At 35.0% G+C, this 25,637-nt stretch carries 29 protein-coding genes and 1 pseudogene; 22 read left to right on the forward strand and 8 right to left on the reverse strand.

Annotated elements, in window-relative coordinates; all coding sequences use genetic code 11:
* Nucleotides 1-74: 74 nt before the first annotated feature.
* The 5 genes from CHRYMOREF3P_RS22670 to CHRYMOREF3P_RS22690 all read left to right on the forward strand — a co-directional run bounded on the left by CHRYMOREF3P_RS22670 (nt 75) and on the right by CHRYMOREF3P_RS22690 (nt 3,302).
* On the forward strand, nt 75-1,268 hold the full coding sequence (locus CHRYMOREF3P_RS22670; protein WP_077414870.1) for a hypothetical protein: 1,194 nt from the start codon (nt 75-77) through the stop codon (nt 1,266-1,268).
* Between the two features lie 199 nt (nt 1,269-1,467).
* Nucleotides 1,468-1,911, forward strand: coding sequence for a hypothetical protein (locus CHRYMOREF3P_RS22675; RefSeq protein WP_077414868.1), 444 nt, complete (start codon nt 1,468-1,470; stop codon nt 1,909-1,911).
* A gap of 57 nt (nt 1,912-1,968) precedes the next feature.
* Entirely contained in the window at nt 1,969-2,346 is a 378-nt protein-coding gene (locus CHRYMOREF3P_RS22680; RefSeq protein ID WP_139348484.1) for a hypothetical protein, read from the forward strand.
* A gap of 56 nt (nt 2,347-2,402) precedes the next feature.
* Nucleotides 2,403-2,597, forward strand: a complete 195-nt coding sequence (locus tag CHRYMOREF3P_RS22685; protein WP_198424146.1) for a hypothetical protein — start codon at nt 2,403-2,405, stop codon at nt 2,595-2,597.
* 204 nt (nt 2,598-2,801) lie between these two features.
* A complete protein-coding gene (locus CHRYMOREF3P_RS22690; RefSeq protein ID WP_077414864.1) occupies nt 2,802-3,302 on the forward strand; it encodes a hypothetical protein in 501 nt (166 codons plus the stop codon).
* A 104-nt stretch (nt 3,303-3,406) separates the two neighbouring features.
* On the opposite strand, the gene CHRYMOREF3P_RS22695 is transcribed toward CHRYMOREF3P_RS22690, so the two are convergent.
* Nucleotides 3,407-3,811 (reverse strand): nuclear transport factor 2 family protein, encoded by a 405-nt coding sequence (locus CHRYMOREF3P_RS22695; RefSeq protein WP_180565577.1) that lies wholly within the window; start codon nt 3,809-3,811, stop codon nt 3,407-3,409.
* Nucleotides 3,812-4,153: 342 nt separating this feature from the next.
* Between CHRYMOREF3P_RS22695 and CHRYMOREF3P_RS22700 the strand changes: the two genes are divergently transcribed.
* From CHRYMOREF3P_RS22700 to CHRYMOREF3P_RS22710, 3 genes are all read left to right on the forward strand, one after another.
* Nucleotides 4,154-6,304 (forward strand): TonB-dependent siderophore receptor, encoded by a 2,151-nt coding sequence (locus CHRYMOREF3P_RS22700; protein ID WP_077414860.1) that lies wholly within the window; start codon nt 4,154-4,156, stop codon nt 6,302-6,304.
* Between the two features lie 215 nt (nt 6,305-6,519).
* On the forward strand, nt 6,520-7,785 hold the full coding sequence (locus CHRYMOREF3P_RS22705; protein ID WP_180565578.1) for a PepSY-associated TM helix domain-containing protein: 1,266 nt from the start codon (nt 6,520-6,522) through the stop codon (nt 7,783-7,785).
* Nucleotides 7,769-8,821 (forward strand): alpha/beta hydrolase, encoded by a 1,053-nt coding sequence (locus CHRYMOREF3P_RS22710; protein ID WP_180565579.1) that lies wholly within the window; start codon nt 7,769-7,771, stop codon nt 8,819-8,821. The genes CHRYMOREF3P_RS22705 and CHRYMOREF3P_RS22710 overlap by 17 nt, the downstream gene beginning before the upstream one ends.
* Nucleotides 8,822-9,061: 240 nt before the next feature.
* Here the strand turns inward: CHRYMOREF3P_RS22710 and CHRYMOREF3P_RS22715 are convergent, their stop codons facing one another.
* Nucleotides 9,062-10,078: a hypothetical protein gene (locus CHRYMOREF3P_RS22715; protein ID WP_180565580.1), complete on the reverse strand. Its 1,017-nt coding sequence runs from the start codon at nt 10,076-10,078 to the stop codon at nt 9,062-9,064.
* Nucleotides 10,079-10,111: 33 nt separating this feature from the next.
* Entirely contained in the window at nt 10,112-10,966 is an 855-nt protein-coding gene (locus CHRYMOREF3P_RS22720) for a hypothetical protein (protein ID WP_180565581.1), read from the reverse strand.
* Nucleotides 10,967-11,035: 69 nt separating this feature from the next.
* Here CHRYMOREF3P_RS22720 and CHRYMOREF3P_RS22725 point away from each other — a divergent pair, with 69 nt between their 5' ends.
* The 11 genes from CHRYMOREF3P_RS22725 to CHRYMOREF3P_RS22775 all read left to right on the forward strand — a co-directional run bounded on the left by CHRYMOREF3P_RS22725 (nt 11,036) and on the right by CHRYMOREF3P_RS22775 (nt 18,427).
* Nucleotides 11,036-11,554, forward strand: coding sequence for a Crp/Fnr family transcriptional regulator (locus tag CHRYMOREF3P_RS22725; protein WP_180565582.1), 519 nt, complete (start codon nt 11,036-11,038; stop codon nt 11,552-11,554).
* Between the two features lie 53 nt (nt 11,555-11,607).
* A complete protein-coding gene (locus CHRYMOREF3P_RS22730; protein WP_077414848.1) occupies nt 11,608-12,153 on the forward strand; it encodes a DinB family protein in 546 nt (181 codons plus the stop codon).
* A 52-nt stretch (nt 12,154-12,205) separates the two neighbouring features.
* Nucleotides 12,206-13,084 (forward strand): hypothetical protein, encoded by an 879-nt coding sequence (locus CHRYMOREF3P_RS22735; protein ID WP_180565583.1) that lies wholly within the window; start codon nt 12,206-12,208, stop codon nt 13,082-13,084.
* A gap of 62 nt (nt 13,085-13,146) precedes the next feature.
* Nucleotides 13,147-13,656, forward strand: a complete 510-nt coding sequence (locus CHRYMOREF3P_RS22740) for a methylated-DNA--[protein]-cysteine S-methyltransferase (protein WP_180565584.1) — start codon at nt 13,147-13,149, stop codon at nt 13,654-13,656.
* Between the two features lie 95 nt (nt 13,657-13,751).
* Complete coding sequence (locus CHRYMOREF3P_RS22745) at nt 13,752-14,519, forward strand: isocitrate lyase/phosphoenolpyruvate mutase family protein (protein WP_180565585.1); 768 nt, start codon at nt 13,752-13,754, stop codon at nt 14,517-14,519.
* A complete protein-coding gene (locus CHRYMOREF3P_RS24350; protein ID WP_198424147.1) occupies nt 14,516-15,562 on the forward strand; it encodes a bifunctional transcriptional activator/DNA repair enzyme AdaA in 1,047 nt (348 codons plus the stop codon). The genes CHRYMOREF3P_RS22745 and CHRYMOREF3P_RS24350 overlap by 4 nt, the downstream gene beginning before the upstream one ends.
* Before the next feature lie 61 nt (nt 15,563-15,623).
* Entirely contained in the window at nt 15,624-16,229 is a 606-nt protein-coding gene (locus CHRYMOREF3P_RS22755) for a CDP-alcohol phosphatidyltransferase family protein (protein ID WP_198424148.1), read from the forward strand.
* Between the two features lie 127 nt (nt 16,230-16,356).
* Nucleotides 16,357-16,959 (forward strand): DUF2911 domain-containing protein, encoded by a 603-nt coding sequence (locus tag CHRYMOREF3P_RS22760; RefSeq protein ID WP_077414838.1) that lies wholly within the window; start codon nt 16,357-16,359, stop codon nt 16,957-16,959.
* A gap of 3 nt (nt 16,960-16,962) precedes the next feature.
* The gene (locus tag CHRYMOREF3P_RS22765; protein WP_180565586.1) at nt 16,963-17,490 is read left to right on the forward strand and encodes a GNAT family N-acetyltransferase; all 528 of its coding nucleotides are present in this window, start codon (nt 16,963-16,965) and stop codon (nt 17,488-17,490) included.
* Nucleotides 17,487-17,858, forward strand: a complete 372-nt coding sequence (locus CHRYMOREF3P_RS22770) for a cupin domain-containing protein (protein ID WP_077414834.1) — start codon at nt 17,487-17,489, stop codon at nt 17,856-17,858. Before CHRYMOREF3P_RS22765 ends, CHRYMOREF3P_RS22770 begins: the two co-directional genes overlap by 4 nt.
* 188 nt (nt 17,859-18,046) lie before the next feature.
* Complete coding sequence (locus tag CHRYMOREF3P_RS22775) at nt 18,047-18,427, forward strand: PEGA domain-containing protein (protein ID WP_077414832.1); 381 nt, start codon at nt 18,047-18,049, stop codon at nt 18,425-18,427.
* A gap of 62 nt (nt 18,428-18,489) precedes the next feature.
* Here the strand turns inward: CHRYMOREF3P_RS22775 and CHRYMOREF3P_RS22780 are convergent, their stop codons facing one another.
* The 4 genes and pseudogenes from CHRYMOREF3P_RS22780 to CHRYMOREF3P_RS22795 all read right to left on the reverse strand — a co-directional run bounded on the left by CHRYMOREF3P_RS22780 (nt 18,490) and on the right by CHRYMOREF3P_RS22795 (nt 21,510).
* Nucleotides 18,490-19,233 (reverse strand): dienelactone hydrolase family protein, encoded by a 744-nt coding sequence (locus CHRYMOREF3P_RS22780; protein WP_180565587.1) that lies wholly within the window; start codon nt 19,231-19,233, stop codon nt 18,490-18,492.
* Nucleotides 19,234-19,874: 641 nt separating this feature from the next.
* Nucleotides 19,875-20,126, reverse strand: a pseudogene (locus CHRYMOREF3P_RS22785) (thrombospondin type 3 repeat-containing protein); the annotation flags it as partial.
* Nucleotides 20,127-20,319: 193 nt separating this feature from the next.
* The gene (locus CHRYMOREF3P_RS22790; protein WP_077414828.1) at nt 20,320-20,940 is read right to left on the reverse strand and encodes an HAD family hydrolase; all 621 of its coding nucleotides are present in this window, start codon (nt 20,938-20,940) and stop codon (nt 20,320-20,322) included.
* 138 nt (nt 20,941-21,078) lie between these two features.
* Nucleotides 21,079-21,510: a type I restriction enzyme HsdR N-terminal domain-containing protein gene (locus CHRYMOREF3P_RS22795; protein ID WP_077414826.1), complete on the reverse strand. Its 432-nt coding sequence runs from the start codon at nt 21,508-21,510 to the stop codon at nt 21,079-21,081.
* A 7-nt stretch (nt 21,511-21,517) separates the two neighbouring features.
* Between CHRYMOREF3P_RS22795 and holA the strand changes: the two genes are divergently transcribed.
* The 3 genes from holA to CHRYMOREF3P_RS22810 all read left to right on the forward strand — a co-directional run bounded on the left by holA (nt 21,518) and on the right by CHRYMOREF3P_RS22810 (nt 24,502).
* Nucleotides 21,518-22,555, forward strand: coding sequence for a DNA polymerase III subunit delta (holA, locus tag CHRYMOREF3P_RS22800; protein ID WP_077414824.1), 1,038 nt, complete (start codon nt 21,518-21,520; stop codon nt 22,553-22,555).
* A 272-nt stretch (nt 22,556-22,827) separates the two neighbouring features.
* Nucleotides 22,828-23,769, forward strand: coding sequence for a thioredoxin-disulfide reductase (trxB, locus tag CHRYMOREF3P_RS22805; protein ID WP_077414822.1), 942 nt, complete (start codon nt 22,828-22,830; stop codon nt 23,767-23,769).
* Nucleotides 23,770-24,124: 355 nt separating this feature from the next.
* Nucleotides 24,125-24,502, forward strand: a complete 378-nt coding sequence (locus CHRYMOREF3P_RS22810) for a VOC family protein (RefSeq protein ID WP_077414820.1) — start codon at nt 24,125-24,127, stop codon at nt 24,500-24,502.
* Between the two features lie 277 nt (nt 24,503-24,779).
* Here CHRYMOREF3P_RS22810 and CHRYMOREF3P_RS22815 read toward each other — a convergent pair whose 3' ends face one another.
* Entirely contained in the window at nt 24,780-25,631 is an 852-nt protein-coding gene (locus CHRYMOREF3P_RS22815; RefSeq protein ID WP_139348481.1) for a hypothetical protein, read from the reverse strand.
* Nucleotides 25,632-25,637 lie beyond the last annotated feature (6 nt).

Below are 25,637 nucleotides of genomic sequence, written 5' to 3' on the forward strand. Positions count from 1 at the left end.
AACAAATGACACTTTGACAATACAATTCTTGTTGTATATCAAAATTTAGTAACTAACCTCAAAAAACAATACAAATGGAACCCATTCAATGTGCAAAACTTTTGGAAGGTGGAATTTATACCACCCTGAATGTCGTAAAAACAGGTGATTTTCTTTACGACCTGAAGAAATATTATGAATCTGAAAAATTCAAAGAAGATTTTAAAGCTCGAAAATTTTCATTTGGCTTTGAAGCAATTGATCCTACATCTATGGTGAAGAATGTCTTAAATTTTGGCGCTTCCGATGATGAAATTAATAGTTTTCAAGAGAAAATTAAATCACTGGAAACGATTATGGTTTCACAATCTTTTTTTGATTCATTTAGTCTGCATACACCAAACAAAGATATAATTGAAGGATATCTGAAATGTTTAGAAGTTCAAAATAATAAAAAAGGATTATCAACAGTAGTCCAGGAGGGAGATGAAGGGATAACCATTTATATTTTTTATAACAAAATATCAAGTACGGATCCAAGTCCTGTAGTTGAAGACTATAAAATAACCAATGGAATAGAAATAAGTAAAAGCTTTCATAAAGGAGGTATTCTTGACGATGATAATTCAATTACTTTTAAAAGAAGCGATCCGTCAAAAGATATTTTCTTTTTCTTAGACACAGATAAAGGACCTGTAAACTGTTTATTAAATGGACTTCCTAATGGTTTTAACAAGGATTTTCCCGTAGGTACAGTACTTTGCTCATATTTAAATTGGGTAGAATTTCAGGAAGTAACCCAAAATAATTTGTCAAACCCTGATAAGAACTGGAATAGCAAATATTCAAAATGGGCACCTTGTGACGGAAGAATAATTGATAGTACCTGTGGATTGGCACGTGCTGGCCAAAACTTGACGAATGTTCCGGATTTGAGAGGTGTTTTCCTGCGCGGAAATAATGTCTTTGATTCAAATGAAGCTGGAAATGGCATTCCGGGAGTTTCTTCACAGCAAAAAGACCCTTCTGATAATAGGCTGCGGGGTAGTATCCAACAGGATGAGTTTAAGGAACATAATCATCAAATTGTACAGCAAAGTTTCGGTGGTGTAGTTGCAACACCTCTGGCCGTTTCAGGAAATACATCTGGAGCTGATGGAGATCTTGATGGCTCACAAACCGTTAGTGGTTATGACAAAGCTGCAGTTCCTTTAGTTATTGCCATTACCGGAGGAAAAGAAACCCGTCCCAAAAATATGGCGATCAATTATTATATAAGAATAAATTAACAGGCTGAAGGTATCAGAATCACTGAATGTAATGAAGATATATTTTAGTGCTGCAACTTCTAAAATAGGTACTTTAACATTGAAACAATGTAAAATAAAAAAATCCCGCAAGTTTTCTTGTGGGATTTTTTTTATCTGAAAAGCTCATCAATTAAAGTAATCTGATTATTTTTACGAAAACCATCTAAAATTCAAGACAATGAGTGTAAAGTCAATGATGATAGGATTCTTAAGTTTTATTTTCGTAGCGGTACTTTCAGGATGTTCCTGGTTGACTGATTTTTATATTCAGAATCTGACCGGGACCAAAAAAATAATAAAGATCAATTATAGCTATCCGATCTCAAAAGCAATTGATAATGAATCCGGCAGCTTTGCATTTCATTATGAGAATGGAATACTGTCACCCCGGTCTTTTTATAAAATCAAAAATCCAAAGTCTCTTGAAAAAATAGAAGTCAGAGATTCTTCCATTGTTCTTGAGCTTTATCCAAATTCAACAACAAAAATTTACAAAAGCCATAATGGAAGTTGGAGATATATGATTAAAAGTGTTGAGATTGATGGAACAATATTTTATCCTGCAGAATTGAAAGATAAAATTAAGTTTATCCGTAATGATTATGTTTACAAAATTGAATAAAGAAAAAAGTAAGATTATGGTAGTTCAGAAGAATAGGATGGTATTATGAGCAATTTTATGAAAAAAGCATTTTTAGTATTCGTAATAATATTAGTTGTTATGCTTATTATCAATATTAATTTTCCATTAAAGAAACAGGATATCTATGGAAAGTATATTAACAAGAATTTTGATAATCCAGTTTGTTGTGTAGAAGCTCCACATATAGCAGACACTTTAACTTTGTATGAGAATAAAACGTTTGAAAGTAATTTTTACGGCGTTGGAACATATAAATTATACAATGGGATAAATCCTGAAATAGAACTTTATTATAAAGATTTTGATCAATCAGCAGTCTATAAAACCTATTTTTCAAATGAAGTATTTGAAAATCCAAAAATCATGTTGAATGCAGATCTAAATCATTATTATGAAAAACTTAACAATCAATGAAGAATGGATAAAAAAGCAATAAAAATTTTATTTACTACCATAAAAAGTTCTCAGGATTGTTGGAAATACTAGGCATTATCGGAATTTTACATGATGATACCCATTTTGGGTATGCAGATCAATATGTTACCTATCCGGAAAGAGAGCACAGACTTATCAGAAATGATGATGTTGGTTATCCCGCGAGATGGTGGCTGGAAAAATTTGGAGTGAGTCATGAAAAGTGGAAATACTGGTTTGAAAGTAAATAATAGATTGTATGTGGTACAGATGTATATTTGAAAGCAAACTTTCAATATAAAAATCATTCCCAGAATTAATTCACAATAGTTTTTATCGTATAATCTTAAAAGTAGATTATTTTTGCAGAATTATTTATAAATTAGAGCGTTAAAATTCAAGCTGTTATTACTATTTAAAAACTAATAAAAACTTCACCAAATCCAGATATAACCATGGCAGAATATTACGCAAAATCAAGCAATTCTTTATCTTTTGAAGTCACAAAAGAAGAGACATTAATTGGGAAACTTACTTATACAAGCTGGTTTAAATTTAATGCTGTTATTGAAATTGCAAATGGTCAATCCTATCAGGTGGAACCAAAAGGTTTCTGGGGAACCACTATTGAGTTGAAAGACCATGAAAGAGTCCTTTTAAAATTCAGGATGAACTGGAATGGTGAAATTGTGGTGCAGACTTATTTTGAGGGCGTGAAAAACGGCTATCTCTTTAAACACAGAGGTATCTTTAAAGAATCATTTGTCCTTACAGATCAGGAAGGAGTGGAGCTTATGATCATAAAACCGCATTTAAAATGGGCCTCTCTGAATTATGAATACCAGATTACAACTTCTGACGCCTTTGAATTGTTTCCGGATAAAGAGATTGTCCTGATTAATGCGCTGCATTGTGCCAACTATTACATGTCGATGATGGCATCTGCTGTCATATAGAAAAGATAATTTAATACTTTAAAGTAAATAATTACAAATCACCATAAAAGCGAAAGATTTTTCTTTCGCTTTCAATTTTACATCAATAAAATGGTTAGATAACTTCATAACTTTGATAAAGATTTTGAAACAGCCAGGCTGTCTTCAAGTAATCTGTAACGTATAATTTTATTGTTTTGAATACGCATCTGAATACAGAATAAAGACTCTGCAATATTACCGGTTGCAAGCATTTTCGTTGCAAATTCTCCCGTTATAACAGCATTTTCATGGTCAGTAAAAATATGGTCGATTTTAGCAGAAACGGGTTCTGTATTTTTCCATAATAACTCAAAAAAATCGGATACTTCCTGTTTGTTGCTTCTTACTCCCAGCCATGGTGCTTTTTGTTCATCTCCAGGTATATACCAATCTACCGTGTCAGAAAATAAATTGGTTAACTCTGTTAGATTTCTTCCCGAAAGAAGCTGAAGGAAATCCTGTACGGTTTCTTGAATACTGTTATTCATTTTTCTATAAATTTTAAATTTCCTGAATCATTTCTATAAAAATTATATGTTGGGAAAATAAGTTTAAAAGAGCTTAAACTCATTTTTCCACGGCAAATCCTTTTGGAAAATTCTAATCAATAATGCCATAAATATATAAGATTAGAAGATAAGAAAAATCTAAATCCTATTACCTAAAATGCCATTTCACAGCAGATAATCAATAGCAGATATAAGTTCTTATTTCAATAAATCCTTTGTTGATGGGCTATTTCAAAGCAGTTAATTTTATGATATGCGTCATATTTTTATTTAGAATTAATAAAAATAAAATAATTTTGCAGAACTAACTTAATTATAAACATGAAAAAAACAATTATTTCTGCAGCTCTATTAGCCGTAACAATGCTGAGTGCCCAGGAAACGGATACCATTAAAGTGGCTGAAATCCAGTCCGTATCACTCCAGGGAACCCATAATTACAGAACGAAAAAATCTGAATCTATAGCAAGACTTCCTCTGGAAAACCTTGAAAACCCTACCGTTTACAACCTTGTTCCCAAAGAAATCATCAGTGAAATGGGGGCAATGGACTTCAACACTGCGATGGCTTCTGCTCCAGGTGTTGTGGTAAGCAACAGTGTAAATGACAGCGGGAACGATATTTTTATGAGAGGCTTCAGCTCCAATGCCAGTTTCAGAAACGGACTTACCCAAAACCCAAGAGTACAGTCCGAAATCGCTAATATCGAAAGAGTAGAAGTAATTAAAGGACCGTCCGGAACTTTATTCGGAGGAACCTTAGCCAACTATGGCGGAGTGGTGAATATAGTCACTAAAAAACCACAGGAAAACTTCGGGGGAATTATCAATTATACCACCGGAAGCTGGGGAATGAACAGGATCACGGCTGATGTGAATACCCCTTTGAACAAAGAAAAAACAGCATTGGCAAGATTCAATGTGGCAGCCTATTCTCAGGATTCATTTCAGGATGCGGGTTACAACAAAGGATTGTTCTTTTCCGGAAGTGTTTTATATAAAGTAAGCGACAAAACATCAGTAACGCTTGATACCGAATTTCATGCTCCGGATAAAACATTGAATGCCTATGTAAGAAACTCAGAGAAACTGACCTTACATTCAATGAAAGACTTAGAAGTAGCCTATAAAAGAGCGTTTACAAGCAATGATATTGGTTCTAAAAGAACCAATTTTGTGACGATGGCCGAGGTTACCCATAAATTCAACGATCAATGGACCTCGCGAACATCTTACCAAAGAGGTGAAGCCAATGAAAATGAGTCTATCTTTTTAGTGCTTAGATATCTGAATAATAATCAGGTAGAAAGAATGATCCGCCCTTTCGACAGCTTCAAAGTGACTACAGACAATATACAGCAGAATTTTACAGGAGATTTTAAAATAGGTGGCTTAAGAAACCGGCTGGTAGTAGGAATAGATTATTTCCAGCAAAGAACAAAATATCAGTTCCCTTATTATGAAGCCAACGGATACAGCAACGTTTTTATGCCTTATGACAAAGTGAATCTCGACAGTTCTTCAGCATGGGATCCCATTTCAAGAAACAAATTCATGAATAAAGAGAGAAAATCTACAGAATCGGATATTACCACATTCAGAACGATTAGCGGATATATCTCCAATGTTTTGAATATCACAGATAATTTACTTGTAATGGCTAGTTTAAGAGTAGACAGTTACAAAAATGACGATACAGTAATAAATGGTGTTGAGATCTCGACTAAAAACGGATATCCTGAAAATAAAGTTACAGGGTACAGCCAGACCCAGTTTTCACCAAAATTCGGGTTGGTTTATGAAATTGTAAAAGATCAGATCTCATTTTTCGCCAATTATGTGAATGGATTCAAAAACTATGCTCCGTCATTGAATGAAACCGGTGTTTTGACAAAATGGGATCCGGAACAGGGAAATCAGGTTGAAACAGGTTTTAAAGTAGATCTTTTCCATAAAAAATTACTGACGACCGTAAGTTATTATAATATTAATGTTAAAAACAGACTGGTTGCAGATCCGGGCGGAATAGGAAGTATTCAGGATGGCAATATCAAAAGTCAGGGTCTGGAAATAGGCATCATCGCCAATCCTCTCAAAGGATGGAATATTGTTGCCGGATATGGATATAACGATAATAAATATGATGACCGAAGTAAAGACAGCGGAAAAAGAATTGCCTGGACACCAAAACATGTAGCCAATCTGTGGACAAGCTACAAAATTATAGATGGAGCGTATGAGGGGCTTGGTTTCGGAGCCGGATTTAATTTTGTAGACCAAACTTATATTAATATTACCAATCATTTCCTTGCTCCTTCTTATACTACCGTAGGTGCTACAATTTTCTATGACAAGAAAAAATACAGAATCGGTCTGAAAATGAATAATGCCCTCAATGAAGCCTATTGGAACTTCTACGGACAGCCACAGAAGCCAAGAGAAATCCTTGCCAATTTTGCATTTAAATTTTAATACCTAAAAACAAAAAATAATCTCAACGAAAATAGAAGGATGAAAACCGTAAAGGTGCAACGCTTTGATTTATAATAACCCAATATTTCTGTGCCCTCGAATATGCTAAAGTAAATGGCAGCAGGAATAACTCTTTTCACTTTACAAACGCCATTATAAATCCTGTTGCGCCTTTGCATTTTCAACCATTATATTTTTGAATGACAAAAACAGATATGGAGAATAAAAAAACTAATCCTAAAAAAAAGCAAGGGAAATCCCTTACGAAAAGTATCACCGGATGGCTGCATCTCTGGCTCGGACTGGTTTCCGGGATCATTGTGCTGACGGTTACTCTTTCGGGGACAGTATTTGTCTTTTGTGACGAAATCATTGATCTGTGCGGCGGAAGCGCCAAATATGTCCAGACTCCGGTGAATGCAAAAAAAATGACTCCCGAAGAATTGCTGGTTCAGTTTCATCAACAGGTTCCGGATAGAAAAGCATTCTATTTTGATACTTATAAAGAGGCAGACCGAAGTTTCAGGGTAGCATCAGCAACTAAGCCGCCCAAAGACAAAAATGCAGACAAAGCAAAGCAGAAAGGACGTGGTCCAAGAGGAGTATTTGCCTATCATTACCTTAATCCTTATACTGGGAAAGTCATCGGTTCTACAAAAAGCTATGAATTTTTTTATGTTGTTGCACATATTCACGCTCAGTTGCTTGCAGGAAAGTTCGGGAAAACCGTAGTCGGAATTGCCTCAATTATTTTTTTTATCCAGCTCATCGGAGGGCTGATTCTATGGTGGCCAAAAAAATGGAACAAAACAACAAGAACAACAGCTTTTAAAATTAAATCAGGAACAAAATGGCGCAGGAAAAACTATGATTTTCATAATGTCTTTGGCTTTTATTCATTGCTTCCGGCAGTATTTATTACCATTACAGGACTGATTATGGCCTATGAGGTTTTGACAAATCTTACCCAGCAGGCTTTTGGAGGCGCTGTGGATGCCCATACCATTGCAGAAAAATATGAACCCAAATTTGATCCTGAGAAAAAAGCGTTGTCCTATACTGATTTTGTAGACAAAAAATTCAAGGAATTTCCTGAGGCTAAACAGCTCAGGATGAGTATTCCAAGAAATGATTCAGCAACAGTCTATCACGTGGTTGCAGCTCAGTTTATTGGTTTAAAAAGCCTTGTCAATGGGAAAAGTATGGAAACAAATAAATATACCGGGAATGAGATAGATTATCCCAAAGAAGTTCAGATGCATGAAGTGATTGAGCATATGAATTTTGACCTTCACGTGGGATATTGGGGTGGTATGTTCGGTAAAATATTCACCTTTATTATCGGAATTATCTGTACAAGTCTTCCGGTTACCGGATTCCTGATCTGGTGGGGCAGAAGAAACAAATCACCCAAAAAGAATAAAGAAATTAAAAATATTCATCAACACAGAAAAGATTTACAGCATGAGCAATTGGTTTAAAATTCTATACCTCCCATTATTTTTACTCTTCACATTAGGGAATGGGCAGGAAAAACTGACAATAGGAGAGAAGCAAAATGTATTTTCACAATTTTTAAACGAAAACAGAGAAATTTGGGTGCATTTGCCTAAAACCTATAGTGACAATACCATCAATGCTGCAAAATATCCGGTCATCTATCTCCTAGACGGAGAAATCAATTTTGAATATTACACCGGATTAACGGATTTCATTGCCAGAACTCCTTATTCAGATATTCCGGAATGTATTGTGGTAGGAATAAAAAATACAGAAAGAACAAGAGATCTTACGCCAACGAAAGCTCAGAAAAAAAGCCCTGTAAATCCAGATGTTATCCTTTTTGCAGACAGTGGCGGAGGTGAAAATTTTGTGAAATTTATGCAGGAAGAGCTGAAACCATTCATTAATAAAAATTACCGGACTCAGGATTATTCTGTATTGGTTGGGCATTCTTTCGGAGGATTATTTGCCATCAATACATTCCTTTTACATCCTGATTATTTCAATGCTTATGTGGCGAATGATCCCAGTTTATGGTGGGATAATAAAGTGACCATTTCAAGAACAAAAGACTATTTAGAAAAGAATAAAAAATTTCCGGTAAAGAAATCTTTGTATGTTTCTCAGGCAGACAATGAAGAACAGCAGAAAAACTGGAATTCCGATATGACCCAGGCCATTGAAGAATTTAAAGGAATCATAGAAAAAAACGGATCTTTGAACTATAAGCATAGTTTCTTCGAAGGGGAAACCCATGGAACCGTTTCCTATCCCGGAAATTATGAAGCATTAAAATTTATATTTAAAGGCTTCAGAACCGATATAAAACAGTTGTCCAAAAATCCCAAATTACTGGAGGAAGATTATAAAAAGCTTTCCGAAAAAATAGGAACAGAGTTTACCCCTTCAGAAGCGTATCTGAATGTAGTCATCAAATTCATGAAGAACAATGGATTCAAAGAATCTGAAACTTATTTTACGAATCTGAAAGACAGATATTATTCAAAGAAATAGTGAACTGAAATAAAAAATCCAGTCTGTTAATTAACAGGTTGGATTTTTGATATTAGATAATGTATAAAATAAGTTTTGGCTAAAGCCAATGGATTGTTGACAAATAAAAAACGGGCTAAAGCCCGTTCCTATTTAATTTTTCTTATAGATTTTGCTAATTGAGCAAATGTATTCTAAAAACCTATCCACACAGTTTGTGATTCCGTAGGAATCCATGCAGATTTTTTCCAAAAGCTTTTCTTAATGCCTGTTATCACAATTAATTGGAAAATCCTTCTCTTTTTTATCTAAAAAACTAATAGAGGGACAGCCAAAAGACTGGGCAATGAATCCAAAAATAACAGGAGATTTTCCTTTAAAAAGATGGCCTGTCCATTGGAAAACATTGGCTTCATCGGCATCTATTCCATACAAAGGAAGAAATTCTCCACCATCACTTCCTGCAAGACTAAATGTTTTTTCCGCCACCTTTTCTTTACGATCATTGATGGCTACAAGCTTACGTTCTGTAATATTTCCTTCTTCAAGATAGTCCTGCAGATAATAAGTTATATTTTCATACTGTGACTGATAGGTCTTTCCCTGAGTTAATTTTGAATGACTAAAATATTTTTTTGAAATATCAGTACTGGCTTTTTGCCATTTCACAGCTTTCATTTTATTTTCTACGAATGGATTTTTATTCCCAAAATAAGCGATGGCATTATCGTATTTATCATAGTCTGTTATTTTTCGGTGAGTTTCAACCTGAAAACCAATCATATAAGACTCTGGATCTAATTCTTCACTGTCTGACATATAAGGACTTAAATAAGCAACTGCTTTTAATTGGCTGACAGGTCTTTTTTGAAGCTTATTAGACTGATAATTGTAAATATACAGGGAATCATTTTCAGTGAGATGAATTCCACTAAGCAGTTTCTTTCTGCCTGGAGCATCCAGTTCAAAATGCTGGAGTTCTTCAAAAGACATCTGCTTTTGATTTTTAAGAATATCTGCCGGAATAGGAGGAGTCTCATTAAAAATATCAGAAACAGAAATAAAAAAATCAACGTCAGAATCCTTCTCTGCTGATGAAATGGAAGACAGACTGAAAATATTAAAATTAGTGTAATCTATTTTCTCCTCTGTTTTTGTCGTTTTTACAGAATCATTAGTCGTTTTTGTTGTGGTAACGGCAGTTTTCTTCTCTTCTTTCTGACAGCTGGTAACCATCAGTAGAAAAATTAAAGGGGCTGCGGCAGTTTTTATCTTCATTATCTTTTTTGGCATTAAAGTGTTTATTATATTTTAATTCATTTTGTAATAAGGCTCTGAAAAGTATTTGCTTGGTTTTATATAAGCCATTTTTCTCTCAGCATCAAAAATCCAAATGAATCTGCGAAGCATATCGGCCCCGAGATAACTGACATTTTGTGTTTTAAGTTCTCCGGAGAAGAATCCTACTGAAATATCTTTAAAAACACTCTTTCCCAATTTAAAATAAGGAAGAATGGCCTGCTTGGTAGTTAAAGTTTTTCCTTCAGAATTTTTCAGTGTTTTTTCACCGGTTACTTTCAGTTTTTTATCCAGATGTTTTTCCTCTGCAAATTCGTTACTGTACAGAATCGCTCCGGAAAATCCTGACTGCAGTACAAAATAAGCTTCCTGCTGTTGATCTCCATCAATAATATTATCTGCTGCAAGATAAAACCCATCATGATCTAAGATGATATTGACGGGCTGGTAGCCTTTCAGGTCTGGCATTTTATCATACATCACAAATTGGCTGTTATCATAATCGATTTTAAATGCTTTACCATCAAAAATTCCGGTTCCGATTTTTCCATCTGCTTCATGGCCTGTTAACTGATTATCAAAAAAGCGTACATTTTTCTGGTTGATTTTCCCAATATCCACGGTATTATGGTCACTGATTTCTTCTTTGTTGAAAACAATATGATCTGCTTTTCGCTTTCGTTCGGGGGAAATTGAATAATCTTTCATTGCGATCTGGAACATCAGATCCAGAGAATCTTTTTTGTTGACAAGAGTCTTCACAATGATATTATTGTGTTTTGTGATCCGGAAAGGAATGGTTTGCTGGGCTTTCATACCGGAAAATCCAACAGAAAGCAGCATGAAAAAGACTGTTCTTTTGAGCATTATCAGTGATTGGTGTTTTAAAACTTTAAAATTACCTATTATCTTTGGAAAATCAAATAATAAAATGAAATGGTTGAAAAGTTACTTCAAAGCGGAATCCATTGGGAAAAGAAAGAATTCAAAAGAAATGAGTTCCTGAAGATTTCAGGCAGTACAGATACCTCTATTTATTTTATTGAAAACGGAAGTGTCCGGATTTTTATGATGGATGAAAATGAAGAAAGAATCATTCGTTTCGGATACACCGGAAATATTATTGTCAGCCTGGATTCCTTCTTATCAGGAAAACCGTCTGACCTTTACATTCAGGCAATTAAAAGAACAACAGTAAGAACAGCCTCAAAAAAGGATTTTTATAATTTTATACAATCCAATGAAGAACACCTGAAATTTTGGATGGATATTCTGGAAGATCTGATATTGCAGCAGCTCGAAAGGGAAAAAGATTTACTCATCAATGCTCCGGGAGAACGCTTTGAGAGAGTGTTGAAACGAAGCCCGAAGCTGTTTCAGGAAGTTCCCAATAAATACATTGCTAATTATCTGAGGATGTCACCTGAAACTTTATCAAGGCTTAAAAAATCTTGAGTTCAGTCAAGATTTAAGAATGATCTGTTCATGATATTTGCATAAAAAACGTAATGAAAATTTTAGCTTCAGCACTATTAGATGAATTAAAAGAAATAACCCGCCAGCATTTACAATACGCACAGATACTCACACAAAAAACAGAGGAGGAGCTGAACTTCAGACCTTCAACAGACAACTGGAGTACATTGGAATGTCTGGAACATCTCAATCGCTATGGAGATTTTTATATTCCTGAAATCAGTCGCAATATTTCTTCTGCGGGGAAGTCTCCCCAATCTTATTTTAGGCCTGGAATTCTAGGGAACTATTTTGCTAAAAGTATGATTCCTAAAGAGAAAATGAATAAGATGAAAACATTTAAAACAATGAATCCTATCCACAGCCAGATAAATAAAGGGGTAATAGATACCTTCATAAAACAGCAGGAAAAATTACTTGAATTATTGGAAGATGCCCGGCAGACGGATCTGGAAAAGGTAAAGACTAATATAAGCATTTCAAAGCTGATCAAGCTGAAGCTGGGGGATACCTTCCGGTTTGTTATTTACCACAACGCGAGACATATTAGGCAGATTCAGAAAATAGTAGGTTCATAATATTTGAGTTATTTCTGAACTTTTCATAGTTTTGCGGAGCTAAAAGCCTTTTATGAAAAAATATTTATTAGGAATTTTATTCATTTCGATTATATCATGTGGAAGTTCTGATGAACTAGACAATCAAATACCCAATACTGATCCGCCATTAGGTAAAATTAAAACACTTACCATAAAAGATGAGGAGTTGGCAAATGGGATAACTTCCCTTGTTGAAAAGCTAGATTTTAAGTTTGAATACAGCAATGATAAATTGGTTAAGGTTTGGGATGTTAATGGTAATTATACTGAAAACCTTGATTATACCAATGGATTATTAACCTCAATTTCTATTGAAGGTAACTCTTATCCTGGACTGTCTGATCCATCTCCGTTCAGTGAAAAAAGAAAACTAATGTATGATAATAATCAAAGACTTGTAAAAGTAGAAAACATAGATATGAACTATGTGAAGAATTACAAAACCTTTGAATATTCCTCTGGAGATATCATTATTGTGAAAAACTATATTGATAATTATTCTGGTATACCATTCAATACAGATATGCTTAAAATCTATATGAATAATGAGAATGTAACAAAGGTTGAAAGATATGAAGAAGGAAATTTATCTAAGTTGGGAAATGTTATCACTTATGAATATGACAATAAAATAAATCCTGATTTTTTGATTGACAGAAACAGAATATTGGCATTACCTGAATATGCTTATAATATTTTTTTACTTCAGAATTACTCACAAATTTCTAAGAATAATGTGAGTAAAATGATAAAATATTATTTCGGTTCGTTACCTGACAGTCCGAAAAAAGAATTTGAAATGATTTCTCAATATCAAAATAATGGTCTCCCTTCCACAATTTATTATCAGGAGAAGATAGATAATACTCCAAATGATTATATAAGAGTATCTGCGGTTTATGGATATTAAATTATTTTTTATATAAATTTAAACCTCATAAGAAAGCTTATGAGGTTTTTTATTGTAATGAAATGAAAATACACCAAAAAAACATATCAACTCCACTGGGAGAAATGATGGCCTGTGCCATAGACCAGGGAATCTGCCTGCTTGAATTTACAGATCGGAAAAATATTGAAAAACAGTTGAAGGCTTTGTCAAAGGTTTTGAAAGCTGAGATTGTAGAGAAAGAACATCCTCATTTCAGGCAGCTGGAAGAAGAACTGAAAGAATATTTTGAAGGAGTAAGAACCCATTTTGAAGTTCCATTATTTACCACAGGAACAGAGTTTCAGGAAAAAGTCTGGCAGCTTCTCCGTGAAATTCCGATGGGAGAAATCAGAACGTATAAGCAGCAGTCAGAAAGACTAGGAAATCCCAAGGCAATACGTGCTGTAGGAACAGCCAATGGGATTAACAAAATTGCCATTTTAATCCCCTGCCATCGAGTGATAGGCTCCAACGGAGAATTGGTGGGGTATGCCGGAGGAATCTGGAGAAAACAAAAATTACTGGAACTGGAAAAGGTTATTTTATTTTAAATCTGAACTTTACTTTAAAGACTATTAAAAAAATAGATGTTCATTTTTCGGTTGTATAGCGCTCGATAATCTTTCTACTTTTGAATAAAAAAAGAATGATCAGTTTTAAACAATTACATCAAAGTGAAGAACCATTGCTATTGGGTAATGTATGGAATGTAGAAAGTGCAAAGGTATACGAAAAACTTGGGTACAAAGCATTGGCAACATCGAGCTCGGCAGTGGCACTTAGTTTAGGGTATGAAGACGGAGAGCAGATGACCTTCGAAGAATATTTTTATATAATTACAAGGATTAAAGAATCTGTATCAATTCCTTTATCCGTAGATCTGGAATCTGGATATGGCAGTAAAAATGATACGGTTGTGTCTAATATTCTGCAGCTTATTGAAGCAGGAGTATCGGGAATTAATATCGAAGATACTTATGTAGCTGGCGGAATAAGAAAGCTTACAGACAGAAAATTTTTCTATGAAAAGCTGAAAGATATTTTCATAAAACTGGGAAAAAGCAGAGAGAAAGTATTCATCAATATCAGAACAGATGCTTTTTTATTGAATATTGAAAATAAGCTGGAAGAGACCTTAGAGAGAATTAAACTATTTGAAGAACTTAAAGCTGACGGAGTTTTCATTCCCTGCGTGACTTCTGAAAATGATATCAAAACCATTACTGAAGCCACGTCTCTTCCTGTGAATGTTATGGGAGTATCAGATTTACCTGATTTTGATACGCTTAAAGAATTAGGTGTAAAAAGAATTACTTCAGGTGCTTTTATGTACAGACATATTTACAAAGAACTTGAAAAGGTAAGTCAGGTGATAAGACAAGAAAGAAGTTTTTCAAAATTACTCATTGAATGATGGAACTCACAGGAAAAATAATGTATGAGGCTTCTTATACCAAAGATTCTTCATTTGAGGGGATATTCTGGATGGGAGTAAAGACCACAGGAATATTCTGCAGACCAACCTGTACAGCACGAAAACCCAAATTTGAGAATGTGGAATTTTTTTCCAATACCAAAGATGCAATGTTGAAAGGATATCGTCCCTGTAAAGTATGCAGACCTTTGGAGAATCTAAATGCAACCCCATTCTATATTAAAGAGTTGCTGAAAGAAATTGCTGAAGATCCCACATTAAAACTTAAAGATTATGACCTTGTAAAAAGAGGATTGGAGCCGGCTACAGTTCGCAGATGGTTTCTGAAACACCATGGCATAACGTTTCACGCTTTTCAAAGAATGTCAAGGCTCAATACAGCATTTAAAAAGCTCCAGCAGGGTGAATCGGTTACAGAGGTGGCATTTGATACAGGATATGAAAGTCTCAGCGGTTTTAATGAGAGTTTTAAAAATATTTTTGGAGTATCTCCTAAAAATAATACTACGGAAAAGATCATTGATTTGAAGAGAATTGAAACCATACTGGGAACTATGATCGCCTGTGCTGATGAAAATGGAATCTGTCTGCTGGAATTTTCTGATAGGAAAGCACTCCCTACAGAACTGAAAAGTATTTCAGCATATTGTAAAGCGAATATTATACAAGGAGAGAATCCTCACTTTGAGACCTTGGAACAAGAACTTTCAGAATATTTTGAAGGAACAAGAATACAATTTACGGTTTCTCTTTCTCCGGTAGGAACAGCTTTTCAAAAAGAAGTCTGGAATATTCTTCAGGAAATTCCTTACGGAGCAACAAGAAGCTATCAGGAACAGGCTGATATACTGGGAAATCCTAAATCAGTGAGAGCAGTAGCCAATGCGAACGGCTTAAACAAAATATCTATTATAATACCCTGTCACCGTGTGATCGGAAGCAACGGACAGTTAACGGGATATGGCGGAGGAATCTGGAGGAAACAAAAATTATTGGAGCTTGAGAAGGCTATTTTATTTTAAAAGTCTTCAAAAGAATTTGTGGCATAGAATTTATTCATTAGAATACTATTTTATCATTTTTATGACATCAAAAATTCCGACTATTTTAATTTTCTCCAGGCTTATTATTGGGTTTATCATTATTTCTTTAAGCCTTATTAAAATAGAAAATTATAAGATCATTATTGTTATTCTTTTATCTTTAGGGTTATTAACCGATATCTTTGATGGAATTATCGCCCGGTATCTGAATGTTTCAACTCAAAAGCTCAGACGTCTGGATTCTGCTGTTGATCAGATTTTTTTCATCTCAGTAGGAGTTTCTGCTTATATACAGTGCCCTGAATTTTTCAAAACAAATGCCTATAAAATAATAATTCTTGCAGGAGCTGAAGCTCTGATCTATCTGGTGAGCTTTTTGAGATTCCGAAAAGAAGTGGCTACACACTCTATTGGTGCCAAGATCTGGACTTTACTGCTTTTTGGAACACTGATCCAGGTTATTTTACAATGTCAGTCAGTTATTTTATTTAATCTTTGCTTCTGGATTGGACTCCTTACGAGAGCAGAAATTATTGCTATTCTTTTACTACTGAAAACATGGACCAATGATGTACCTTCCGTTTATCATGCGATCATGCTCAGAAAAGGAAAAGCAATTAAAAGAAGTAAAATTTTCAATGGCTAAGGGAGATTTAAAAAAGAATTTGGCTGGAGTAATATGTTAATAGAAAAATATCGGGAAAACAAAAATTAGTGGAGTTGGGAAAGGCTATTTTGTTTTGATTTTTGTAATTTTAAGCAAAAATTTACACGTGAAAAAGTTACTAGCAGCAGTTTGCATTTCAGTTTCAGCATTCAGTTTTGCTCAGGATTATTCTGTACCGGCAGCAAGCCCGCGTCAGAAGGTGGAGCAGCAGTTTTCAATGTCCAAAATCTCCATCGACTACGGAAGACCGGGAGTGAAAGGACGTAAGATTTTTGGAGAATTGGTTCCTTATGGCCAGGTTTGGAGAGCAGGAGCGAACTCGTCTACGAAAATTACTTTCGGACAAGCCGTTAATTTCGGTGGGAAAACAGTGCCTGCAGGAACCTATGGATTATTCATTGTTCCTACAGAAAAAGAATGGAAAGTGATCCTGAATAAAGATTTTCAGCAGTGGGGAGCTTATACTTACGATCCTAAACAGGATGTAGTAGATGTTACCGTGCCAGTGAATAAACTGACAGACAAACAGGAGTGGTTTGAAATCACCCTGAATCCTACAGATGAAAACACAGGAAACTTAGTAATCAAATGGGATATGGCTCAGGCAGAAGTTCCTTTGAAGCCATCAAAATTAGATACTGTGATCAAGATTTCTGACAAATTGAAAGAAATCAAAAAAATAGAATCAGATTCTACTAAAAAGAGCTAAATAATGAATTTTTCTGTTCAGCCTGTTTTAGAGAATGAAGAATTTCAACTGATCCCCTTACAGCAAGGGGATTTTGAATCTTTATATGAAGTAGCTTCCGATCCTAAAGTCTGGGAACAACACCCCAACAAAGACCGTTATAAGAAAGAGGTTTTTGAAAATTTTTTTACAGGAGCTATGGAGAGTAAAGGTGCTTTCAAAATTATTGAGAAAGCAACCGGAGATGTATTGGGAAGCAGCCGTTATTATGATTTTGATGAAGAAGATAATCATATTTTCATCGGGTATACTTTCTATGGAACAAAATCATGGGGAAAAGGAATCAATCCTAAGGTCAAAAAACTGATGCTTGATTATATCTTCCAGTTTGTAGATAAGGTTCATTTTCATATCGGAAAAGAAAATTTCCGTTCACAGACAGCTTTGGAAAGACTTGGAGGACAAAAAATTGCTGAGGAAGAAGTTGCGTATTTTGCAGAACCTACAAGAACCAATTTTGTATATGAAATCACAAAAGAAGCTTGGGTATGAAAAAATATAAAATTCAACACTCACCATTTGTAGTCCCAACTACGGACGGGAAACTGATAGAAGAACATTGGGGAAATTCTACCGGAAATTCTAATGTTTCTATTGCACATATGATAGCACCTCCGGACTGGAGTGAGCCCCATCAGACCCCTGAATTTGATGAATTTACTTATATTATTTCAGGAAAAAAACAATTTGAAATTGATGGAGAAACTGTTACTCTGGAAAAAGGACAGAGTATTCTTATTGAAAAAGGAGCGAGAATCCGTTACAGTAACCCGTTTTCAGAACCTTGCGAATACCTTGCCATCTGCCTGCCTGCATTTTCTATGGAGTTGGTCAACAGAGAAGAGGAAGGAGTAGATTAAGAAAATTTTTCAAATAAAAAAGGCAAATCTGAGGATTTGCTTTTTTTATTTGAATATTAAATTAGAGTTATTTTCTTGAAACGCCTATGAATTCTATGTTTTATTAAATGTTTTTTCGAAATTGATATTGGATTTTTTAAATTATTTTGTAAGTTCGCGGACTTAAAAAAATGAACTAATTAAAATCTATGAAAAACAAATTATCAATTGTACTTATGCTAGGAATCGCATTTTCTACTACTTCATGCGCAACTATTTTTACAGGAACTCAGGATTCAATAGCTTTTTCTTCAAATCCTGAAGGGGCAAAAGTGTTTCACAAAGGAATAGAAAAATGTACAACACCTTGTACTGCTAAAATTCCAAGAGCTTTGGGTAAGCAGATGGTAGCATTTGAAAAAGAAGGATTTGAGAAGAAAGAAGTTAAGCTGACTAAGAACTTTAATGCAGTAACTTTACTTAATATTATTCTGGGTGGTGCAATAGGAGTTGGTATTGATGCAGCCACGGGTTCCCTGACCAAATATTCTCCAAAAAAATATGATGTTGAGCTGGAAGCTAAACCATAATTGGATAAAAATATAAAAGGAAAAAGGCAAATTTGCAGTTAGCAGATTTGCCTTTTTTATGTTTACTTCAAAATCTCTTTCAGGAACATCAGGGTGTGGTTCCATGCTCTTTTCGCCATAGTTTCATTATAATCCGGTGATTTTGGATCTGTGAAAGTGTGTTTTGAGTGGGCGTAAGTGATAATTTGCCAGTCGGCATTTCCTTCATTCATCTCTTTGATGAGGTTATTGTAATCATCTGGAGTTACACCTCTGTCATCAGCTGGATTTTCAACCAGTATTTTAGCAGTTAATACTTCATTTTTTCTGTTCTGATCTCTCCCCAGACTTCCATGGATAGAAACTACTCCTGCAACAGGCAGATGTCCTCTGGCTGATTCTAATGCTCCGGTACCACCAAAGCAATAGCCAATAACAGCTGTTTTGTCAGAAATTGCTCCGTTTTTCTTCAGCTGTTCCAAAGCCAGTGAAATTCTTTTCTGGTATTCGTTATAATTCTGTTTGTAGTATCCTGAACTTTTAGCAGCAGATTCATTATCTGCAGGAATTTTTCCTTCACCATAAATATCAGCGATAAAAGCGATGTAACCTTGCTTTTCTAGTTCAAGAGCGGCTGTTTTAGCTTCTTCATCAATCCCTTTCCAGGCTGGGAGAATAAGAACTCCCGGAAGTTTCTTTCCTGCATTGGAGGTAATTAAGCCATTCAGTTTCTGTGCTCCGTCCTGATAGGAAACTGTTTTAAGTTTCTGACTGAAAAGGGTTCCTGAAGCCATAATCATTGTAGTTAATAAGATGGAACGTATCATATTATTTTATTTTGTAATTTTTTGAAATCCTCAACTAAATTAATGAAAATAACTTATTGCGGAGTATTGTTTCTCTGAAGTTCCCACTTCTTATTTTTATATTCATATATTACACTGTTTTGATTATAGCTTGCTTTAATTTTATAAGGAGTAATAAAATCTAATAAGATGTTAATTGGGAATTCAGTGGTGCTTGCCTGTTTGCCTTTTATCTTTATTTTGTAGGATTCCGGATCATAGTATTTTATAAGATAATCGAAATTTTTATTACCGATTATTTTGCGATATGCATTAATACTTTCAGGGATAATAGATGTTGACAAATAGATATCCATACCATATTTTGTACGGGCATATTCAAGGACGTTTTTATTCCAAAATCTGATGATCAGAAAATTATATCCGGGAGAAATACCCTCATCAGGCGTATCAATATCAATGTAAGACTTTTTGTCTATGTATTGAATATGGAAAAAAGCTTTTCGGCCAGCAAGATCTTTTTTAGATATTGTTTGTACAAGATCATCTAAAACTCTCTTGTTGATCATGTTGTAAATACCTTCAATATTTTTAACATTCATCTTGATCTTCTCCATTCGGATATTGACGTCATCGTTCCCAAAAGAACAAACTATTACACGACATCCATTAGCATGAGCCGGCCCCGGAACTGTAGGACATGCATCATCTTTATCCAAAATACCATCACCATCTGTATCCTCCCATGGGCAACCGTTGTTTTCTATGGGGCCTTTAACAGTAGGGCAGTTATCATCCTTATCTATTATGCCATCCTTATCAGTATCCTGCCATGGACAACCGTTATTTTCTATTGGGCCTGCTTCTATCGGGCATTTATCAAGATACAATGGAATATTGTCTTTATCTTCGTCAGAAAGGCAATGTTTTTTATTGAATTCTTTACGGCATTTTCTTAATGTTTCTTTGTTTTCAATACTTTGTGCGTGAGAGTAAATTCCCACGAAGATCAACAGCAATAAAATCTTTCTCATAGTTATAAAAAAATCCTCACCTAAATTAGTTAAATACAATTTAATAGTGAGGACGGTAAATATTATAAAATTTTTATTGATCTGAACTGAAAATGCCTAGCTTGATTAATTCCTGCTCCAGATTGGTGTCAGATGTAACCTGAACAGTAATGAATCCCAGTGATTGTGCCATTTCAATATTCTTTGCATTATCATCAATGAAAACTGATTCTTCAGCCTTGATATTGTATCTGTCTAACAGAACATGCCATATTTTAGGATCAGGTTTGATTAGTTTTTCTGTTCCGGAAACAACAATTTTGCCCTCAAAAATCTGAAAAAAGTCATAGTTTTCCAATGCGTAAGGAAAGGTTTCTTCAGACCAGTTGGTGAGCCCGAATAGGTTATAGTCTGTATTTTTAAGTTTTCTGAGAACTTCTACATTTTGTGGAATATCGCTTTTCAACATTACCGGCCAGTTGTCATAAAAAGCGCGGATTTCTTTTTCCCATTCCGGGAATTTTTTCACCTGAATTTCTGTTCCTTCAGCAAGACTTCTTCCTCTGTCCTGTTCTACATTCCATTCATCCTGTGCGATATGTTCCAGGAAGAATTCCATTTTTTCATTATCGTTAAAATAATCTTTGAAAAAATATCTCGGATTCCAGTCCATAAGTACACCTCCGAAATCGAATATGATGTTTTTTATTTTCATAATGTTTAATATTGTTGTGAAGTAGTAGTGTTTTTGTGAACCATCCCGTCAAAAATTCTTTGAATTTTCACCACCCCTCCAAAGGATGGGAATTCTTTACTGTTCCAATCAATATTGGTAAACGGAAATGATTTTGTACTATTCCGTTCTGTAAAACTGATACTGTCCATCCTTATAATAAGCATTGATATGCTGAAGACCATTGGTAAGAATAATTTCTCTGGCTCCGATAATGGAATTGTATCTGGCGGTCTGCTCAAATGTCTTTTCCGTTAATTTGATTTGCGGCGCTTTACATTCGATCAGAATTATAGGTTCTGTTTTCTCGGTCACCAGAAGGTCAATACGTTTGGTCAATCCATTCAGGACTATCTTTTTTTCGGTGATCAGGGCTGAGGTAGAATAGGACTTTACAGTAAGATAATAATGTATCCAGTGCTGTCTTACCCATTCCTCAGGAGTGAGCAGAAGATAAGTTTTACGAACTAAATCATAAATAAAAAACTTATCTTTGTCTTTCTTGAATTTAAAATCAAAAGTTTCCTGAAAATTCAGTTTTGGAAGTTCCATTAATAAGATGAAAGAATTAGATTTAATCCTCAAAAATATTAAAAATAAAGAAGTTTTACCTATTTATTTTTTCCACGGAGAAGAAGCTTACTTTATTGATGTCGCTGTGAAAGCCCTTGAGCATAACTTTTTGGAAGAAGATGAGAAAGCTTTCAACCAAACAGTTACCTACGGAAAAGATACTTCTTATCAGGAAGTCCTTTCTCTGGCAAGACAGTTTCCAATGATGGGAGACAAGCAGGTGATTATCGTGAAAGAAGCTCAGGATTTGCGATTCAATGAAGAGGAAAACAGAATTTTAGAATCTTATGTAGAAAACCCTGTTCCTTCTACTGTATTGGTTTTTGCGCATAAACACAAGAAACTGGACAGCCGGAAAAAGGCTGCTAAAGCTCTGGATAAAGCCAAAGCTCTTTTTCTGAGTGAATCTGTAAAGGAAAGCAATCTTCCTAAATGGATTTCAGATGAATGTGCGAAATTTAAAATCAATACAGCACCTAATATTTCCCATCTTCTGGCAGAATATCTGGGTAATGACCTGTCAAGAATTGTCAATGAACTCAACAAATTAAAGATCATTCTTAAAGAAGGAGAAATCCTTGACGGAACGATTGTTGAAAACCATATCGGAATCAGTAAAGAATATAACATTTTTGAACTTCAAAAAGCGTTGGGAACCAAAAATGCGAATGCTGCTTTTAAAATTGCCCATTTTATGGGAAAGAACCCGAAAAACAATCCTTTTGTAATGATGCTGGCAAGCCTTTACAATTACTTTTCAAACGTTATTATCTATCAAACGATGGCTGGGCAGTCTCCACAGACCATTGCTTCCCAAATGGGCGTAAATCCTTACTTTATTAAAGATTATGCAGAAAGTGCGAGACTTTATCCTTTGAAACACGCCACAAGAGTCATTTCTATTCTCCGTGAGTTTGATATGAAAGGAAAAGGACTTGGAGCAGTGAATATGGGAGAGGCGGAACTCATCAGAGAGCTGGTATATAAGATTATCAATGTAGATAAAATTAAGATGAAGGTGTGAGACGGGATACGAGTTTCGTGATTCGTGATTCGAGATAGCGAGATGAGTTTGTGATACTTGATGCGGATATGAAAACAAAAGTTTTAATTTTTATATTAAAGACCAAATCCTGTAACCCAACCCCAGAACTCTAATCTACTCTATAACAATTACTATCGAAATTCAACATATCAGATATTGACAAGTATCATTAAAATAACTTTAAGGAGAAATTAAAAATTCCGAAATTAGCAGTCTTAATTCAAATTAAATCTTTTCGAACAAAGTAAATTATGGAGCAAAACATTTTAGATTGTGTGATCGTTGGATCTGGGCCTTCTGGCTTCACCGCTGCTATCTATGCAGCAAGAGCAGACCTTAAACCTGAATTGTATACAGGTTTGGAGCCAGGCGGACAATTAACTACAACCACAGAAGTGGATAACTTTCCAGGGTATCCAGCTGGGATTACAGGTCCTGAAATGATGATGGATCTGCAAAAACAGGCAGAAAGATTTGATACCAAAGTTCATTATGAAATGATCACTAAAGCTGAATTCTCTAAGGAAGTTGGCGGTGTTCACAAATTATATGCAGGAAACAAAGAGATCCTTGCCAAAACAGTAATTATCTCTACTGGCGCTACAGCAAAATATTTAGGTCTTGATGATGAGAAAAAATATGCAGGAGGTGGAGTTTCTGCTTGTGCTACGTGTGACGGATTCTTCTACAGAGGAAAAGATGTAGTAGTAGTAGGAGCAGGAGATACAGCAGCTGAAGAGGCTACTTACCTTGCCAAATTATGTAAGAAAGTAACATTATTGGTGAGAAAAGACGTTTTCAGAGCTTCAAAAGCAATGGTTCACAGAGTGGAAAGTACTCCGAATATCGAAGTGAAATTTCACCATGAATTAATCGGGATTGAAGGAGAAAACAGTTTGGTAGAAAGAGCAGTGATCATCAATAACCAGACTCAGGAGAAATCTACAGTAGAGGTTGAAGGAATCTTTATCGCGATCGGTCACAAGCCAAATACTGATATTTTCGCAGGTCAGATAGATCTTGATGAGAATGGATATATCTTAACAGAAAAAGGTTCTACAAGAACAAATCTTCCGGGAGTATTTGCGGCTGGAGATGTTCAGGATCATATCTACAGACAGGCTATTACAGCTGCAGGAAGCGGATGTATGTCTGCCATGGATGCTGAAAAATATTTAGCTGAATTACACTAATAGTATTCAGTTTATACAATACAAAGCGTGCCCGATGGGTGCGCTTTTTTGTTATAATTTTTCCTGAAATAATATGATGTTTTCAAATTTTTTGAACCATTAAGGAAATTGAAGCTGTGAAGGAAAGTTAAGGAAACATCAAAGACGCTTTAAGAGCACACTGTTTCACCCTAATATTCTTAAACATTTAATTTTTCTTAGTGGTTTAAGTGCTTCAATTTCGAACATGGCTCTCATCAAATATTCAATGAAAATTCATGAAATATCTAATGAAAACATTAATATATTTGTGAAATTGCAAAACGATTACAAATTGCATGTAAGAAACTATAAACTGAACAAAAACGGATAAAAAATGAAAAGAGTAACTGCTATCGGAGGCATCTTCTTTAAGTGTAAAGACCCGGAACAAGTAAATGAATGGTACAAAACCCATCTCGGATTACCAACCAGTCCATATGGTGCCAAATTCGACTGGAAAGACGAAGGATCTGATAAGAAAGGATATACACTATGGAGCCCTTTTAAAGAGTCTACCCAATATTTTGAACCTTCATCAAAAGAATTCATGATCAATTACCATGTAGAGAATATCGAAGCATTGGTAAAGGAACTAAAGAAAGAAGGTGTAACTGTCCTGGATGAGGTCGCTACATATGAATATGGAAAGTTTGTACACATTCTTGATCCGGAAGGAAATAAAATAGAATTATTCGAACCTGCTGGAGAGTAAAAGGTGGAGGATGTTTGTCATTCAGAGCGGAACAAAGTGAAGCGTGGAATCTAAAGTATTTTAAAAAAGCTGGGATTACTGTGAAATGACAAACAATACAACTTAAGACACAATCATTTCCCTCCCTTGGAAAGGTGGCGAGAATTCGAAGAATTTTTGACGGGGTGGTTTCCCTCACACTCAAGCCTCTCCAAATTGTCATTCTGACGAAGGAAAAATCTCAAGCTTTAAGATTCTCTTTCGTCAGAACGACAGTTTTACAATATTGCCTTAATTCTTAATCCAAAATATAAATCTTTTTCTCCTTAAGGTTGAATCCCAGTTTTTTACCCAGCCAGTTGATACTTGTTTTACCTTCATAAATAAGACCTTCCACAAAAGAGACTTTAGGTTTTTCAACAGTAGCAAAAGGAGTAGAAATAGAGCCAATATCACCGATATAAAACTTGGTCGTCAGATCGGGATTAAACTCACTTTTCTTTTCCATCATCTGAAGTGTTTCTTTTTTGATGTCCAGTATATTCACCAGGTGTTCACTCAGCCAGAAAGAATCTTTGCCAGAACCGGAATCCAGAAGAACATTAATCTTATATTTATTGTTCAGGAGCACGTAAGTGGTAATATCCATAGACTGGTCAGCATTGGTAGACAGCTGTATATCCATTACTTTCTTACTGGCCAGCTTTTCTTTTGGAAATATAAGCTCATTCGTAGTATAATCGATGATAAACTCTGTGTCATAGAGCATTGGAAGGGAAATCAAACCATCAATTCCTTTGATCTCCATATCATGAGTGGAGTACCAGGTATCCTTAAATTTCTTACCATTAAAAATAATCTCTTTCGATTTGAAAAGAGGAATAGTCATCTTTTCACCAGTAGCCCGGAAAGCCGTCAGATAATTATAAGTCTCTTTTGGACCAAGTTGTTTGGAAAAATTTCCCAGAAAAAGATTGATTCCTCCGCCGGTATCAAAGATGAAATTTCCCTTTTTACCATCTATTTCAGCTCCTACAATCAGATGGCCGGAGGGAAGGACAGATATAGGCATTTTCTGAGCAAAAGCCATAGAGGAAATAGCTAGTGAGGCAGTAACAATCGTGTTTTTAATAAAAGATTGAGTAAACATTTGAAA

This window comes from Chryseobacterium sp. JV274 (assembly GCF_903969135.1).
Lineage (GTDB): Bacteria > Bacteroidota > Bacteroidia > Flavobacteriales > Weeksellaceae > Chryseobacterium.

Coding starts and splice junctions, on each gene's coding strand:
- CHRYMOREF3P_RS22670 (WP_077414870.1), top strand. CDS start 75: ATGGAACCCATTCAATGTGCAAAACTTTTGGAAGGTGGAATTTATACC.
- CHRYMOREF3P_RS22675 (WP_077414868.1), top strand. CDS start 1,468: ATGAGTGTAAAGTCAATGATGATAGGATTCTTAAGTTTTATTTTCGTA.
- CHRYMOREF3P_RS22680 (WP_139348484.1), top strand. CDS start 1,969: ATGAAAAAAGCATTTTTAGTATTCGTAATAATATTAGTTGTTATGCTT.
- CHRYMOREF3P_RS22690 (WP_077414864.1), top strand. CDS start 2,802: ATGGCAGAATATTACGCAAAATCAAGCAATTCTTTATCTTTTGAAGTC.
- CHRYMOREF3P_RS22695 (WP_180565577.1), bottom strand. CDS start 3,811: ATGAATAACAGTATTCAAGAAACCGTACAGGATTTCCTTCAGCTTCTT.
- CHRYMOREF3P_RS22700 (WP_077414860.1), top strand. CDS start 4,154: ATGAAAAAAACAATTATTTCTGCAGCTCTATTAGCCGTAACAATGCTG.
- CHRYMOREF3P_RS22705 (WP_180565578.1), top strand. CDS start 6,520: ATGGAGAATAAAAAAACTAATCCTAAAAAAAAGCAAGGGAAATCCCTT.
- CHRYMOREF3P_RS22710 (WP_180565579.1), top strand. CDS start 7,769: ATGAGCAATTGGTTTAAAATTCTATACCTCCCATTATTTTTACTCTTC.
- CHRYMOREF3P_RS22715 (WP_180565580.1), bottom strand. CDS start 10,078: ATGAAGATAAAAACTGCCGCAGCCCCTTTAATTTTTCTACTGATGGTT.
- CHRYMOREF3P_RS22720 (WP_180565581.1), bottom strand. CDS start 10,966: ATGCTCAAAAGAACAGTCTTTTTCATGCTGCTTTCTGTTGGATTTTCC.
- CHRYMOREF3P_RS22725 (WP_180565582.1), top strand. CDS start 11,036: ATGGTTGAAAAGTTACTTCAAAGCGGAATCCATTGGGAAAAGAAAGAA.
- CHRYMOREF3P_RS22730 (WP_077414848.1), top strand. CDS start 11,608: ATGAAAATTTTAGCTTCAGCACTATTAGATGAATTAAAAGAAATAACC.
- CHRYMOREF3P_RS22735 (WP_180565583.1), top strand. CDS start 12,206: ATGAAAAAATATTTATTAGGAATTTTATTCATTTCGATTATATCATGT.
- CHRYMOREF3P_RS22740 (WP_180565584.1), top strand. CDS start 13,147: ATGAAAATACACCAAAAAAACATATCAACTCCACTGGGAGAAATGATG.
- CHRYMOREF3P_RS22745 (WP_180565585.1), top strand. CDS start 13,752: ATGATCAGTTTTAAACAATTACATCAAAGTGAAGAACCATTGCTATTG.
- CHRYMOREF3P_RS24350 (WP_198424147.1), top strand. CDS start 14,516: ATGATGGAACTCACAGGAAAAATAATGTATGAGGCTTCTTATACCAAA.
- CHRYMOREF3P_RS22755 (WP_198424148.1), top strand. CDS start 15,624: ATGACATCAAAAATTCCGACTATTTTAATTTTCTCCAGGCTTATTATT.
- CHRYMOREF3P_RS22765 (WP_180565586.1), top strand. CDS start 16,963: ATGAATTTTTCTGTTCAGCCTGTTTTAGAGAATGAAGAATTTCAACTG.
- CHRYMOREF3P_RS22770 (WP_077414834.1), top strand. CDS start 17,487: ATGAAAAAATATAAAATTCAACACTCACCATTTGTAGTCCCAACTACG.
- CHRYMOREF3P_RS22775 (WP_077414832.1), top strand. CDS start 18,047: ATGAAAAACAAATTATCAATTGTACTTATGCTAGGAATCGCATTTTCT.
- CHRYMOREF3P_RS22780 (WP_180565587.1), bottom strand. CDS start 19,233: ATGATACGTTCCATCTTATTAACTACAATGATTATGGCTTCAGGAACC.
- CHRYMOREF3P_RS22790 (WP_077414828.1), bottom strand. CDS start 20,940: ATGAAAATAAAAAACATCATATTCGATTTCGGAGGTGTACTTATGGAC.
- CHRYMOREF3P_RS22795 (WP_077414826.1), bottom strand. CDS start 21,510: ATGGAACTTCCAAAACTGAATTTTCAGGAAACTTTTGATTTTAAATTC.
- holA (WP_077414824.1), top strand. CDS start 21,518: ATGAAAGAATTAGATTTAATCCTCAAAAATATTAAAAATAAAGAAGTT.
- trxB (WP_077414822.1), top strand. CDS start 22,828: ATGGAGCAAAACATTTTAGATTGTGTGATCGTTGGATCTGGGCCTTCT.
- CHRYMOREF3P_RS22810 (WP_077414820.1), top strand. CDS start 24,125: ATGAAAAGAGTAACTGCTATCGGAGGCATCTTCTTTAAGTGTAAAGAC.
- CHRYMOREF3P_RS22815 (WP_139348481.1), bottom strand. CDS start 25,631: ATGTTTACTCAATCTTTTATTAAAAACACGATTGTTACTGCCTCACTA.